A 15,760-nucleotide genomic window follows, 5' to 3' on the forward strand; every position below is an offset into this window, starting at 1 on the left:
CAAGTACTTATTTCCGTTTAGGATTGTAGATAGACTGTATCCATCCAAGAGAAAAAGAAACAAAATCCAGTGTCAGGTTATCTTCCACATGTCCTATATCATATAGAATCACCTGATTGCTGTATCTATTTTCGGCTTTGATGTAATTGATAAAACTCTTGTCATATCTGAATTCGGCCGTAATAAAATTCGTTTTTACTGGTAATTTGACACCAAGTCCGGCAGTCAATGAAAAATTAATTTCATTCACCTGATCAAAAGTTGTCAGGTCTCCATTTCCCTGTCCCAGGGTAAAGGTAGTACCCCCGTCCCTTGAAGCTTCTGTATACTGAGCAGTCAATAAATAGTCGAATGAGCCACCAATAAACACGTATGGCTTGACACCTGTTCTCTTGCCATAGTTATAAGTATATCTCAAATACAGCGGTACTCGCAGGTAGGTTTGTGCATTAACGACTTGATTGTCAAATGCATCATCATTGAAGTCGTTATTCACGGCGTAGCTGCTAAAACGATATTGGAATCCGCCAACAGCCTCTACGCCATACCTTAAATATTTCTCAAAGGTGGCTTCTGCCATAAAACCAATGGCCCTGGTACCTTCACTATTGCTTTCACCATTGTAGAACTTATTATCTGGATCTGCATTGGCCGTGGTAAACTTCTGAAAAGAATTGGGAAGACTCGTATTTGTCCCTAGTCGAAAACCAAGTCTAAAAATTGGTTCAGTCTGAAATTGGCTATACAGGTAAAAAAGTTCAGCAGGATCCACTCGTTCGTCTAATAAATGCTCAGGATCTTCCTTCAATAAGTTTACCAGTGATTTATCCGCACTTGGTTCATCATCCGTGAATATATGAACCAGCGTTAGGATCTTATGAGCACGAATTCGCTCTGCTTTATTGAATCCACCTTCTTTGGAATTCTTAAAACAGTCGCCGATCAAGGTTGGGATATTCGCTAATCTTCCTGCCTCATATTCTCGTTCCGCCTGGGTCAATCGCTGACTACAGCTTTGACCATACAAGTGCAGCGTAAACAAGCTTAATACAATTACTGGCAGTATTCTTTTTGTCATCATCAACAATCTTTCAAAATAAGATCGATAAGTTTAGCATTAAAGGCCTTCGCCTTCTACGGGTTTCTCTTTTCCTTCGCAAGTATTGACATATTCGATATCACCCCCAACATATTGTCTCCACTCTGTATCACTCAAGTTCCTGCTCACGTAGTTACACAATTCACTGGCCATGTCGTCGGAGTACGTTTGGTAGTACCGTAACAATCCATCGGCACTGGCTGTAACCAGGGACTTTCCTTCGGGATGGAAGTCCATGTCCCATACCCAGTCGTTGTGATCGGAAAGTACCGTTGGAAGGTCATAGATATTTTTTCTATCCCAGAAACGCACTGTCTTATCTTTACTCGCACCGGCAACTAAAGTGGCATCATCACTGAATTTGACATCAGTTACTGCGGCACTAAACCCAGTCAACTCGGGCCCTTCTTGCCTTTTCTCGTTCATGTTCCAAACCTGGATATAGCCATTGTCTGACTTGTTGAATCCAGCGATGGCCAACAGAGAATCGCCATTACTGAACGCCAGTGCCAAAACCGGCTTTTTATGATCTTCATCACGAAAAATCACACTTTGGTTGTCGATCACCTGAGTAAGGTCCCATTTGTAGAGGTCTCCATCCTCTGTACCTCCCACAAGTGTATTCCCGTCAGAAGAAAGTGCCAAAGCTTTGACTTTGCGATCAAGCGTTGCTAATTCCTTAGTAGTAGAGAAATCACTTTGGATCAAGCGATTATCTCCTCCAATAGAAATGAAACCTTTATTGTCAGGTAAGAAAACCACATCGTAAACGGCACCTTGATGACCACTGACTGAACGAGGCTCTCCTTTGGACTGTAAGTTATAGATCAGAATCTCATTGTTATTGGTACCCAGTGCCAGCCATCTTTCGTTAGGACTGATGCTTACAACCCTGTTTACTTTATCAGAAGTAAATAGCACTTCTGAAGTTCTGGATGCTACATCCCACTTCAATAATCTTCCATCTCCACCTGCACTATACATGTGAGCGCCATCATTAGCAAATGCAACAGATCTGGCGGCCACTGCCTTTTCCTCACCTGTAATTTCATTCATTAGCGGCTTATGACCGTGGTATTGGTTAAGGATAGAATCTCCTTTATTGGTCGTATTAGCAATGATGCTATCGGGCCGGGTATCCAATACCCCTTGTAAAGCAGAGTATACACCCGCATAAATATCACCGTTATAAGGTTTCGTTTCATCTCCGTACTCCTGATGATACAAGTAGGCCTGTTTGGCTACCAAAGCTTTCAATTCCTTGTCCGGAATGTTCTGCGCCTTAATAGACATAGATAAGGCAATCGCCTGATAACGAAGACGTTGAGCTTTTTCCTGCTCTAGTTTAGCTTTTTCTTCCTGTTGTTGGGCCAGCAAAGTCTGCTCTTTCGCCAGCGCCTCATTTTCTTGCGCTAATTGCTGAGCTGCTTCGGCCTTCACTCTTTGTTCATCAGCGAGCTCCTTGGCTTTTCGAGCTTCCTCGGCCTGGAATTCCGCCTTTCTTTTCTCTTCTTCCGCCTGCGCCTGGGCTTCCTCCGCATCATTTTGAGCAATTCTTGCGTCGGCAGCGGATTTTTGAGCTTGTTCCTTTAAAAGGTTAGCTTCCTTTTCCGCTTCAATCGCTTCAAGGGTAAGTTGCTCTGCTTCCGCCTGTGCATCTTCGGCATATCCTCTCTGGATCTGGGCTAACACCACAAAGAAGATCGACACCATCGCCATGACTCCAAGAACAAGGGCAGCGATACGGAACCTCCTAACCTGTCGTTTTTGAAGTACTTCCTTATTTCGTTGTTCAGCAATGTATGCCTTTTCGGAAGTTTCCAAAAAGACCATGGTTCGCTCAAATGCCGGATTATATCGTTGACCCCATACCAGGGTTGGTCTGTTCTCTTCTCTCCAGTTCAGCGCTAGTTGCAAATCAGGCATTTGCCATAGACTCGCTTTACCTTCCTGGAATCTTTCAGCCGCTTCAGAAAGCTTCACATACATCTCTGATGCTTTACTCTCTTCATCCAGCCACCTTTTTAATCGGTCCCAGATACGCATCAAACTCTCGTGAGAAATATCAATTACCGTATCAGACTCTAATCGAACGCCATAGGGAGGCATCAATAAGGACCTTCCGGGCTCTCTGAATCGATCAACTACTCTTTCTACTTCATCCTCTGAAACTCCTGCAATTGCTGCGATGGTCCCCAGCTTGGTAGGACGTCTGATCCCTTGATTCTCAGCACCTCTCTCTGTAAGTGCTTTGAACATTACTTCTGCAATCTGCTTTTCACGCTTATTGAGGGAATCGTAGGCTTCATTCGCATGTTGCGATAAGGCTTCTCTCAGGGTTCCTACTGCATTGTAATGCCGCAGGTCCATCGGTTCTTCTTCTTTTCGATCATCTACCCAATATGCCCAGGTACGCATCAATGCGTGCTGCAAAATCGGTAACTGGTCAGGGTTGTCTCCCACATCATTCAACAGCTGTTGTGTCAAGCGTGGCGCAATCTTACCCCCTCCTACAGCAACCGGACCCTCAATCGCCATTCTCTTCTGATCGCGGGTCATTTGTGGGATCAAATAGTGCGAATCATTAATCATTTGTGTCAGATCCGGATATTTCGCACATTCCCCGATAAAGTCCGATCGCATGGTGATCGCAACATAGATCTGCTCATCGTATTGATGAACTGCCTCCAATAATAGATTGACGAATGCTGATGATTCATCACGATCCGAAGTAGATGATTCCAGTTTACTGAATCGGAACAATTCCTCAAACTGGTCAATCAGGACGAGTACATTCTGTGATTTATCGTCTTTTAACTGCTTTATTACCTCTATGAGACCAAGAGAGCTACTTCTTAGTACGGTTCCTATAATCGTTTTTCTGATCAGCTTGTCTTCTTCCGAAAGGGAATTGTATTCCTGATCTTTGACCAACAGTGACTCGGCCAAATTGTCTATGGGCCCACCACCAGGGCGAGCAACTACGACACGCCAGTTTGACCCGGCATCAGTCATGAATCCACCATGTAGTGTTGGAATCAATCCGCAAAACATGAAAGATGACTTACCACTACCCGACGCTCCGAGAATCCCAACAAAGCGATTTTCCGCGAGCTTTACCAGGGCTTCATCGCTCTGGCCTTCACGACCAAAAAATAAGTGACTTTCCTCGACACCAAAGGGTCTGAGTCCTGGAAACGGATTGATCAACTCCGCGATATCAACGATACCGCTGTTATGATCAAAGTGTACGTCTTTCTCACTCATAATCGTAGGATTTTAATCAAGCCCAAAGTTTACAGTTCGAGCCTGAGGTTAGGTAATATTATTCGTCTTAATTCTTTAATCGGTCTAAAAACGGTAACAAATCTTCCGGCTGGAATCCGCCATTGTTTCCTAAAACCAATGCATTATTCTTCTTGTAAATGCCTAAATCAACATCTTTATTTCCTCCAAAATAGACCGCTTTGGCCTTCATTGGCTTATTTCTTCCAAACCCAGGTGCCTTAAGTAAATCTTTCAGCTTCGTCTTGATCCATTCTTCTGTCGCATCTCCGAAATAGATGATCGAGGCATCACATCTTCTCAGGTTTTCCTGATGGATGTATCGAATGTCGATCAAATCACCTTCGAAACTCGGAGATACCACACGGTACCCCTCGTCTTTCAAGTAATTCTCAAGCGGTTCACTACTTTTCAAGTCACGTTTATCCGTGATCAGGTAAATAATCTGAGACGGGTCATCTTCCGCAGCAGGCTGATAACCAGCCACATCACGTCTGGTATTGAAGCGGCCTCCTGTCACAAGTTCCTCTCTCACGATACTCTTGAGTTCTTGCAGAGTGATTTGCAAAACTTCTGCTTCTTCTAAAGCAGCAGCATCGCCTTTTAGGTCTTCAATGAATATTTTTTGGCGCTCTGAAACATTGTTCAGCTCTGGAGAAACCCAGATCAGGCGACTGAAGAGTTCTTTTTCGATTTGTCGCTCATTCCACTCCACCATCTCGTAAGTGTGCTTACTGGCTACTCGATTTTGGATGTCAACAACCGAAAGATCGGAGCCTTTGGGACGATATCCGTAATCCTCTCCCACCAAATGTATGGAAAGTCTGCATTTAGCAAGATCTTCCTTCACCCGATGTTCCAGCACTTTGGATTCTTTTGGTAAAGTATGGTTAGGAAGTACCCGGTATCCATGACGGATCAACTCACGTTTGATCACATCTCTTTGGATCACCATATCTACCCCTGTACTGGCTAGATATACAGTCTTATCTCTAGGAAATGATTCTAATGTCTTTGATTCAGCGATTGCTTCTGGTTTCTTGATCGCGTTCAGCACCTGGTTGATGTCGTATGCCATATCGACAAGTTTCATCCAGTAACTTCTCTCTGCATCGTTGCCAAAAAACCGTCGAAACTCTTGTGCTTCGCCACTCATTGGATCGATCATGTAAAAATCAAAAGCAATGAATTCTTGCAGCCCCGGTAAATATGAGTCATCCTCAAAAGGCAATTTATGCACTTTGAATACCCTGCATATGCCATCCAGCACAAGTGTATCTTCTTTTTTATTTCGTTCTGCAAAGTTGTTGAGTCCAACCATCAAAGAAGAAGCTTTGGCCAGGTTGGGGGTCATTACCGCTATCACTACTGCCGTATTCGAGATCGTGCTATCCGAAAAGTCCTTCTCTGTGACAAGCTTGATCTGTGGATCACCTTTGATGATCTGAGACAACAAGGTATCCAAGAACTTATGGAAGTTCGAAACCCAACCTTTTAGTCCACCTTCGATGGGCTGGTCGTCTTCCTCGGCATAAAGTAGAATTATTTCTTGGTCTAAGTTCATTTTAAGGCGGTCGGGCTATCTGATAACCAAATAACTATAAATTTTGCAACTTTTAAAAATCAAGGGATATCATTTATCTTGAATAATTACAATCTACTAAATAATATCCATCATCATTTCCTCTTCAAATTCTTCTTTGTCTTTCTCTATTTCATCATTCAATACCTTGAGATACGATTCGGTAAGGTCCAGGTGCTGAACCATTATATCCAGCAATTCTTCTTTTCTCAATACAAGCAAAGCACAATCCGTAGTGGCTACTGCACTGAAATCGAAGGATTCTGATTCTGAGACGAGTTGTTCTCCAAATACACTGTTTTCTTCAAGCACCTCATCTTCCTCACCTGCTTTAGAAATCGTGACTGTCCCAGTTCTAACGATGTATAAAGGCGTTCCTCCATTATCTCCAACCTGTATCAGTTCTGTGCCTGCCTGCACCGTGATCTCCTCCATGACATCCGCAATCAATGTGATCACTTCCCCATGCACATTCGCGAAATGAGGTAGGGCTTTGAGCAGAACAACTCGCTCAATCAACAAGAGATTTTGATGGTACCTCTCTCCTTCTTCCAGATAAACAGGAGGCAATATTGCCTTATCCAATTCTTTCTTGATCGAAGGTTTTAAACGCCTTGTATTCGTATGATAGGCTTCCTGATCCAGCTTATATATCACATAAGCAGCCGTCTGAAGCATCAGCTTATCGGGATTGAATAGGTTCGCTACCAAATCATACCCCACCGAGGCATCCGTCATCTGACTTACACGCAACATGGAAAGCGCTTTGGTATATCTTGAAATCCGGTTATAATCTCTATTGATTACCTGAAGTAGTAAGTCATTATATGATTCAAAAAACTCCGGTGGATAATTATTCTGCAGTTTGGCCAATTTCTCTTCATCCTTCAGATTGTCCAAAACTGGGAACAGTTTTGGCTTCAACTCTTCCTCGCAGAACAAATCCAGCATCTCAATACCAAACGTCACCGATTCTACCGTTCCTGCATCGATATTTTCTTTAATCAAAAGGATATTTTGAGGGTCATAAATCATACTCAACAACATGAAGATGTTGTCATGATTGATGGTGTTTTCCTCAATGATTGCCTCCCGGATCAATTGATCTAATTCAGTTTCCGCAGGCACATCCTGCAATGTCTTAATGTTCCAGGCCATATCACCTATGGCTGACTCCAAAATGATCTTGATCCTTGCCGCCTGAAAATCCCTACCTTCAAAGCCGACATGACTTAAAGCCCGAAGGATCTCAGAAACGATTTTCTTATCTGGAAAATCGATTTTCTTCCAAAGTAATTCAGTCGCTTGACGACCTCCTACTCTACCGAGTATCTGGATGATGCGCATCATCGTACTCTTATACTGTCCCGTTTTATAGAAAGAAGTGTCAATGTTATGGAAAGCAACTTCTCCTGCGTGCGTCAAAGCGGAAGATGAATAGTTTCCATAAGTAGCCAGATGCAGGTTTTCAATCAACACCGGCCATACCTCAGGTCTTCTTAATTTTCCAGCAGTAGCCATCGCAGCTGCACGCACCTGAACGTTTATATCTCTCAGTAACTCAAGCACATACACGATGTGCTTATCCTCTGTAAGCTTAGCGAGCAAATGCGCCCCTTTTATCCGGTCTTTAGAATCGGTAGACCGAACCAGCTTTCTGATACTGACATCTGTAATCTCAAAATCAGCTGCAGCCTGAAGTTCCTGCACCGCTTCTTTTGCCAATACTTCTGCCGTTTCATCACCTTCCGTTTTGGCTTCACTTTTGATGATCCCCAAAGCACCATAACACAAGTGATCTGTCAGCTTCCTGTAGGAGAATTGTCGGATTTTAGCGTGACGGGAATTCAATTGATCCAATAAGGCAAATTCAAATTCTATCGGGTCTATTTTTTCGAGCAATCGAAGGGCATTGTAAATACGATCCTCTCCTTTTCTCTTTAATTCATCTCTAAGTACATTGACCGCATTATGTTCGTGACGAATATCTCCTCTCAGGTCTTCTTTCTGCTTCTCAAGCGTTTTCTTCAGAGTGATCTTATATTGATTGAAGAGTTTACTCGCCAAGAATACGATAATGCCAGATAAAGCAATGATGAAATATGAAAAATGAATCAACTCGAAAAAAGCCAATAATCCGAGTCCAAGTTGTGCTGCACCTGCTGCCAACGTTGCAAACTGATTAACGACCCCCTCGATACGAGTTTGAATATCGAACCGAATCTTAACATCAATTGGTAAGAAGAATAATTTGAAGGCCGGACTTTCCAGTGCATCCCTCAATGACGCTGTAAAAGCCTGAGCAGACACTGTAAACATGAAGAACAACAAAAATTCCTCTGTTTTAACGTCATATTCATAAATATGTCCTGATATAATTGCACCAATCGTAAACAAAACCAGGATAGCAGGCATGGTGATCAGCGCTACTTTAAGCCCGAAACGTCCAATTATGATGTCGTTCACAAAACTCTGGATCAGGAAACTCATGATCATCACTGTTCCACTAAAGAAGGATAAAAAATCAGACAGCTCCTGCTCATTCGGAAACATCGTTTCCGTCGCAGAGTAGAACGTGTACTGTACGAATACAGCAGCGCCCATCGAGAATATCAAAAACAAAGAAAGTAATCGCAAATAGTTGTCTTTCACCAAAGCGAAGAAACCCACTTTCTCTACCTTCTCTCCTTCTTTGACTTTCGTGATATTATCCAGGTTGTAATTTCTAACAATCCAGATGGTAAAAAACAATATTCCAAATGCCGCAATTGCTGAAACAAACAATAGGTCGTATGTTTCATTTATGAAGGGTACATATCTGGTTATCAGTGGAATAGAGAAAAAGGCAATAATGGTTGCTGTTAGTTGTCCAGTATCGATACCTCCAATAATCCTCTTGGCCTGGCGAGCATCAAAAATTCTACCAAATACACCCCAGAATCCTAATAATGTAATTGCCGTGATTGGTCCAATCATGATGAACAGCACAAACGGCAAAAGTGAAAACTCACCTTTTTCTCCGGTTTCATATCCTAGAAACTCAAAAGAGTATCTCAATGCCGCGATAAAAACGAATGTGATGAATACATTGGAAACAACCAATGTTGAAAAATTGATCCGCCTCTGCAACGTCACAAACAAACCTGCTGCAAGAATTCCTAATCCCCCAGCGGTAAAAAAGGCAATATCTAGATAAGTCTCGCCCATCACCTGCAGAAAGAGGGTTTCAGCACCAATTTGATAGGTGGCGATAAAAATACCCATGAAAAATCCCTTACCGAGCAAAAGCCACATCTGCTTTTCCTCTCCAGGCTCTCCTCCGAGAAATTTTAGAAATGCATCAAACACAATTCAGGTCAGCTTGTTGAATTGTTAAAATTAGGCAATTTTCCATATGAGTCAATCTATCTTTAAAAATAATGAAAATTGACCTCACCAGTCAAACAGATGCCCGCCGCGAAATCGCGCGCCTCTGGAAGAAAAATTATCAAAAAGTAGTAAAAAGTAGGGAGTACGCTGACAGTAAATCTATCTAGCGTTTACGATTACTTTCCCGGTTAGTGCTCCTACCCTGACGCTGTAGATACGCATTGAATTCAAACATGTAGCCTACAGAGATCGAGAGTGTATTGTGTCGATATTCGAAATCTTCTACATATTCTTCAAAATCAAAATTTTGAGAACCATTGAAACCCATATTGGAATGGCCAAAACTATACCTAATATCAAGCATGACCCTTGCCGAATTCCTCAAATCAAAATAGACCCCACCTCCTGCTTGTAATGAATATTGAAGTCGATTGGGACGCTCAAGCACAAGCTTATCTTGATCTGCCGTGGGATCCTCACCGAAAATCACCGAATATTCTTTAGTTGGATCTTCTGCCTCCTGTAAGAATGAATTTTCCAACACACCATTACTATAAAGCCAGTAACTCAGCTTAGTTCCTCCGTTAAGATAGAATAAGAATGGCGCTTTTCCGAAATTCCACCTGAGCATCAATGGAACGGTCAAGAATCCGGAATTGGTCTTGCTGGTGGCGAACGTAATGTTCTCTCGGTTTCTGAGGTCTTTGCTGTAGCGCTCAAAATTGATCTCCGTGTGTACGGCATATCGATCACTGGCGGCGTAAGTAAGCACAAATCCAAACTGATAATTGTAGTCAGGATCTACAAAAAAGGAGTCTGTCTTATAATTGGCCGCCTGATAAATATGGTCGGTTCGCTGAAAGCCGACCTTGGGCCCAAACCAATATTGCGCCTGAAGATGCCCCAGAAAAAGAAAAAATAATACCAAAAAGGAAATAACCCTATTCATCTACTGAAGAATAAATCAAACGTAATATTAAGGAATCGAAGGCTATAGATTCTATCATTTACTTAAAATATTAAAAACTTATATAAGGAAAATGACATACTGATCATTCATATACTTCGTTCCATTATTAGAATAATCCAAATGGACGTTATATTTACGTCATTAAGATGGAAAAAATTGTGTTGTCTTCAAAAAGTAAATCCGACAATCTCCGTTTTCGGTTGGCGGGCTTGGCTTTTTTTATTCTAATCAACATCCTCCCTCTGCGTGCCCAGGTCAACGTAGTATATAATCAGTTCTTTATGAACCCTTACCTCTACAACCCCGCATATGCAGGTGTTGAAGGTCACACGGTAATTTTTGCACTTTACAGGCAGCAGTGGATGAATTTTCAAAACTCCCCTGCTATTTCCAATGTTTCTTTTCACACACCTTTAAAAGGTGGAATCGGAATAGGTGCCACTGTATTTAATGAAACTCAGGGCCCATTGACCACATCATGGGGCAAAATCTCCAGCAGTTACCTGATCACTGTTGATAAGGAGCACTATTTAAGATTTGGCCTATCCCTGGGGGCAGGAAACAATACCCTGAACTTTGCGGAGCTGGATGCTCCCACGGATCCGGCATTTACCAATCTGGTAGACAACAGCACTTTTTTGATCGGAGATTTTGGAGCAACCTATCACTTCGGACATTTCAATGCGGGATTTTCCATTCCCAATCTAGTGACGTATGATGTGATCAGTCCAGAGACCAATAGCCCTATTCGAGTAAGTCCATTGGACAATGTACTGTTCAAAGCCAATTACCGGGGACACCTGAACGACGATTTGGCAATCGAGCCACATCTTATATATAGGTATAGCTCCGAAGGACCTGATCAATACGAGGGTACCGTGATCTTTCACATCAAACACGTGACCTGGGCAGGCGCATCCTTCCGACAAGACAATAATTTGGTCGGACTGATCGGAATCAAACTAAAAGAGAGTTTTGCCATTGGATATTCCTTTGAATTAGGAAATTCAAGCATCGCCTCCACCCTGGGACCAACGCATGAGCTTCATGTAGGCTATCACCTGGGCAGTAAAAAAGAACATGCTGAACATGTTTCTTCGTTCATTAAGAGTCACCGTTTATCCGCTGAGGAACGTGCCAAAAAAGCGGAACTGGAACGTGAACGTAAACTTGCCGCATTAAGAAAATCAAGAGCAGGTCAACAACCTGCGAGAACTGCTCAGGGTGAACAAGAAGATGAAGATTCATTAGGTGGATTACTCGGCACTAGCACTGAAGAAAATAACACAGATCCTGATCCTGCACCAACAGAAACTGATCCTGCACCTGAAGTTCCTTCAGAACAACGCACCAATCAGTTCGGAGAGCGTGAGAAGCAAGTGACATTTGAGAGGACGGGCGCAGATGGTGAACCCCAGTCAGTCAATGCCTGGGTACCTGCAGATACCCCGGATGAGAAATGGAAACTCGACCCAGAAGCAGAACATCGGGAACGGACTGCTCCTGATGGCACGGTGGAAGTAGCCATTGAATTACTGCGAACCGATGCGGAGGGGAATACAGATAAAGTGGTCCGTTGGCAACCGGTTGAGGAGGCAACTCCTGTTCAGGAAACACCAGTTGAAGATACACCTGTCGTAGAAGCGCCAACAGAAACTCCCGTAGATCCCACCCCTCAGGAAGTAGTTAAGGAAGACATTCCTGAGGAAACACCAGTTGAAGTTGAGAATACACCAGTGGTGGTGGTGGTACCACAAGAGAATACTCCTCCGCAGGATTCTACGTTGACCGAAGACTTCAGAACGCCGGAGGAACTAGCACAATCAACGGAACCTGAAACCGTCAAAAGAGGAAGTCACATCCTCGAGCTTCCTGCTGGAAGTTATGTCATTGCAGGTGCTTTCGAGTCATTTGATGGTGCAGAAGATGTCAGTGACCAACTGTTCGAGAGAGGGTTTCACGAGGCCAAAGTCGGCTATGTAAGTGCTCGTAGTTATTATTATGTAGTCATTTTTGAATCTGATCAGGAATCGAGCGCACGATCAGAAAGAAACAGAATAAGAAATCTACCGGACCTTGATCAGGTTTGGGTATTAACCGTAAGCGAGTAAGGAATGAGAACTGCCATTTTAGGTTTTATCATTTTGATGTCCAGTTTTGCTGGCGCCCAACCTTATATTAACAGTGTAGATCCCATCAGTGCGGGACCGGGAGAAACAGTGACAATCGCTGGATCCGGTTTCGGCAGTACGATAGCACAAAATCTGGTTTATTTAGGTGATGGCCAGGCAACCGTTACATCGGCTACCGAAAATTTACTTACGGTAACTGTTCCATCCAATGCTACGGCTGGAAAAATAGTGGTTACAAACCTGAACAACGGACAGAGTAATATCTACACGAGTAACTTTATCCTGAGTATTGGCGCTACAAATTTCAGTGTTAATAACTTTGATGATCCATCAACTTTTGGTACTAGTTATTTTTTTACCTACGACCTTTGTACCTGCGATTTCGATAATGATGGAGACAATGATTTGGTAGTTACTCATAATGAAACACCCGGTCCCTTAGAATTGTATGAAAACAGCAGTTCAATCGCGGGATTTTCTTTCGGAACACCGATTGAATTAGGAGAAAAGCCAACCATTAACGTGGTTTGCGCAGATTTGAATGCGGACGGTTTTCCGGACCTGGTGGCTACAGAGGGCGATACGTTCGATGAAGTCTTTATTTTCGAAAATACTGGTTCAGGATCAATCGCTACTGCTTTCAGCTCCACTCCTACGCAATCCATCATATTACCTCGAAATGCGAGCAACAATAACGTGCGTGTCGCTGCTCAGATAGATTTAGCCGACATTGACGGTGATGGCTGGATCGACATCATCGCTGGTGGGCAAAGTGACAATTTGATTGATATTTATCTCAACAATACAGGCTCAGCCGGAAGCAGTTTATCTTTTTCTACCACCTCCGATCAAGTGGTATCACCGGTTGCCGGTGAAGGTCGGATCATCACTCTCGGTGATCTGAATGGCGATAATTCTCCTGAATTGATCATTGGTGTCCGGACAGGTGAAACTGTCTATATTTTTCGAAATCTCAGCACCTCAGGTAATGTCAATTTTTCAGATCGGTTTACTTTAGACTTGCCAAGTACCAGTTTAAGAAGATTAGGCGTCGCAGACCTAAATGGGGACAATAGAATGGAAGTAGCTATTACAGATGCGACACCTGGAAGGTTATTTTTATTGCAAAATACCACGGATGTTGTAGGCGCAGCGCTCTCTTTTGAAGATCCCGTAGAAATCAATACAACTGCATCCAGGACCTGGGGTGTCACCTTTGGTGATTTGGATGGTGACGGTGATTCGGATATTGTATTGGGATCGGAAGATTCCGATAATTTGGCCATACTCACCAATAACTCTTCTAGCACGAATTTATCATTTACTGAATCCACTATTGACATTGGGTCAAATTCCCGGAATGTCAGGATTGGTGATTTAAACGGAGATGCCAAACCGGACATTTACATGACCGCAAATAGTAGTTTGAATCGAAGAGGTGATGTTAGTATTCTCGCTAATCGCAATTGCGTGGCTCCCGTACTTACCCCAACAGAAGGAGATTATTGTAACGGAATTAGTTTTATTGTAGAAGCATCAGGTGCTCCGAATGTTACTTATTCCTGGGAAGTGGACACAGGAAGTGGCTTCAATATAGATGCTTCCTCCACAAGCAATACGCTGGATATTTCCAGTTACAGCAGTGATATCGCTGTGCGAGTCACTATGAATACGGATGATGGCAGCTGCAGCGAACGATCTAATGTGGTTAACCTGTCATTCCAAAACATTTCAATTTCCACTCCAAACTTCACGAACCCTGCCACCTTCTGTGCCGGAGAAACATTGACACTTACTTCAGCGGCTACCGCAGATGTTTACCATTGGAAAGGGCCTAATGGATTTGAACAAACTACTAGCTCCGGTTCAGTTAATGTAGCTGCCGTAGCGGAAGCGATCAATAGTGGGCAATATACGTTGCAGACCGAAAACACCGGGAGTTGCATGAGTCTCGTAGCAACCACAACGATACAAGTGTTCGATGTGCCCTCACTCACGATCATCAATGATGATGCAGTGACTTTCTGTGATGGAGAAAGTACATTACTTCGAGTTCAAGAAGTTGGAGGATTTGACTATCAATGGCTTTTGGATGGTGCGGAAATCTCAGGAGCGACTGGTCTGAATGTAACTGCTGACCAAAGTGCTGAGTATAGTCTCAGGTTGACCGATGATAATAGTTGTGCCCGGATTGGAGTACCATTGACAATAACCGAAGTAGCCCCCCCTACTTCTACCATCGATGTAGCCACTGAAATTTGTACCGGTGTTGAATTGGAATTTAACGGAACTGGAACTGGAGCCGCGGGTTTTGCCCTAAGTTATGATTGGGACATACAAGACCGCTTTGGAAATAGCATAGGCACTTCCGACGAGGCCAACCCATCATTTATTTTCACTTTCGAAGGTGTATATACCGCTAACCTGATTACTGGATATGCTGACATACCGGATTGTAGCAATTCTGGTTCACAAAATGTGACTGCATCAGGGCCACCAGAATTGGAAATTGACTATCCCAATGGAAGAGAAAAATGTCCAAGTGATAGTATTCAAATTGAAACAACAGCTGGCTTTGTAGATTATTTCTGGGTTGATGTAACTAACGGCGCAACTGATACCTTAACACGATATACGGGACAAAATGCTGCCTTTATTAACACAGCCGATGGTGAAGACGCTACACAACTCCAATTAACCATCAATACAGATATTGGCTGCGAAGTAAGCACCACCGGAGAGATCAGCAACTTTAGTAATGCCGGCGTAGAGATCGGTAGCCCGGATTTTGAAATTGTTAATGGTACAGTAATCATCCCAGCCATGACCAATGCAGTCAATTTAGTGGCTACAGGTGGATCCAACTACCGATGGAGGCCTAATGAAATTTTTAACGACAGTACCAGCTCTAATGTGGAAGTATTCCCCAGATCAGCCAGTACAGATGTCACGCTATTCGGAATAGACACCAACGGCTGTGAAGAGACAGATATGATTACCCTGCAAAATGACAACCTGATTGCAAGGACTGGTTTTTCTCCCAATGGCGATGGGTTAGGCTTTGAGTGTTGGGAGATCCTGAACTCCAGTTCAATCACAGGATGCTCCGTCTTTATCTTTGACAACCGCGGGCGTAATGTTCATGTAGCTGACTCACCATTCACCGACGATTGTGTCTGGGATGGAAACATCAATGGCTCCGCTGCTCCTGTTGGTATATATTATTATGTACTAAAATGCGAAGAAAGTCAGTTAAATATCTCAGGAAGCATTGTGTTGGCTAGGTAAAAGCCGCTTCCTTCCTTACTTTTGACGCTTCACTC

The 15,760-nt window shown here is 43.2% G+C and carries 7 protein-coding genes; 2 read left to right on the forward strand and 5 right to left on the reverse strand.

The features are described from left to right. Positions 1-7 precede the first annotated feature (7 nt). From R8G66_04635 to R8G66_04655, 5 genes are all read right to left on the reverse strand, one after another. Positions 8-1,081 carry an outer membrane beta-barrel protein gene (locus tag R8G66_04635; protein MDW3191622.1) on the reverse strand — a complete coding sequence of 358 codons (1,074 nt, stop codon included), beginning with the start codon at positions 1,079-1,081 and terminating at the stop codon, positions 8-10. A gap of 36 nt (positions 1,082-1,117) precedes the next feature. Beyond that, a complete protein-coding gene (locus tag R8G66_04640; protein MDW3191623.1) occupies positions 1,118-4,366 on the reverse strand; it encodes a High-affnity carbon uptake protein Hat/HatR in 3,249 nt (1,082 codons plus the stop codon). Between the two features lie 67 nt (positions 4,367-4,433). Then, on the reverse strand, positions 4,434-5,948 hold the full coding sequence (locus R8G66_04645; GenBank protein MDW3191624.1) for a DUF4062 domain-containing protein: 1,515 nt from the start codon (positions 5,946-5,948) through the stop codon (positions 4,434-4,436). A gap of 96 nt (positions 5,949-6,044) precedes the next feature. After that, positions 6,045-9,314, reverse strand: a complete 3,270-nt coding sequence (locus tag R8G66_04650; GenBank protein MDW3191625.1) for a cyclic nucleotide-binding domain-containing protein — start codon at positions 9,312-9,314, stop codon at positions 6,045-6,047. A 184-nt stretch (positions 9,315-9,498) separates the two neighbouring features. Further along, positions 9,499-10,284, reverse strand: coding sequence for a porin family protein (locus tag R8G66_04655; GenBank protein ID MDW3191626.1), 786 nt, complete (start codon positions 10,282-10,284; stop codon positions 9,499-9,501). A 167-nt stretch (positions 10,285-10,451) separates the two neighbouring features. On the opposite strand from R8G66_04655, the gene R8G66_04660 reads away from it, so the two are divergent. Beyond that, the gene (locus tag R8G66_04660; protein ID MDW3191627.1) at positions 10,452-12,416 is read left to right on the forward strand and encodes a PorP/SprF family type IX secretion system membrane protein; all 1,965 of its coding nucleotides are present in this window, start codon (positions 10,452-10,454) and stop codon (positions 12,414-12,416) included. A 3-nt stretch (positions 12,417-12,419) separates the two neighbouring features. Then, the gene (locus R8G66_04665; protein ID MDW3191628.1) at positions 12,420-15,725 is read left to right on the forward strand and encodes an FG-GAP-like repeat-containing protein; all 3,306 of its coding nucleotides are present in this window, start codon (positions 12,420-12,422) and stop codon (positions 15,723-15,725) included. Positions 15,726-15,760: the final 35 nt, after the last annotated feature.

Source organism: Cytophagales bacterium, assembly GCA_033344775.1.
GTDB lineage: Bacteria > Bacteroidota > Bacteroidia > Cytophagales > Cyclobacteriaceae > JAWPMT01.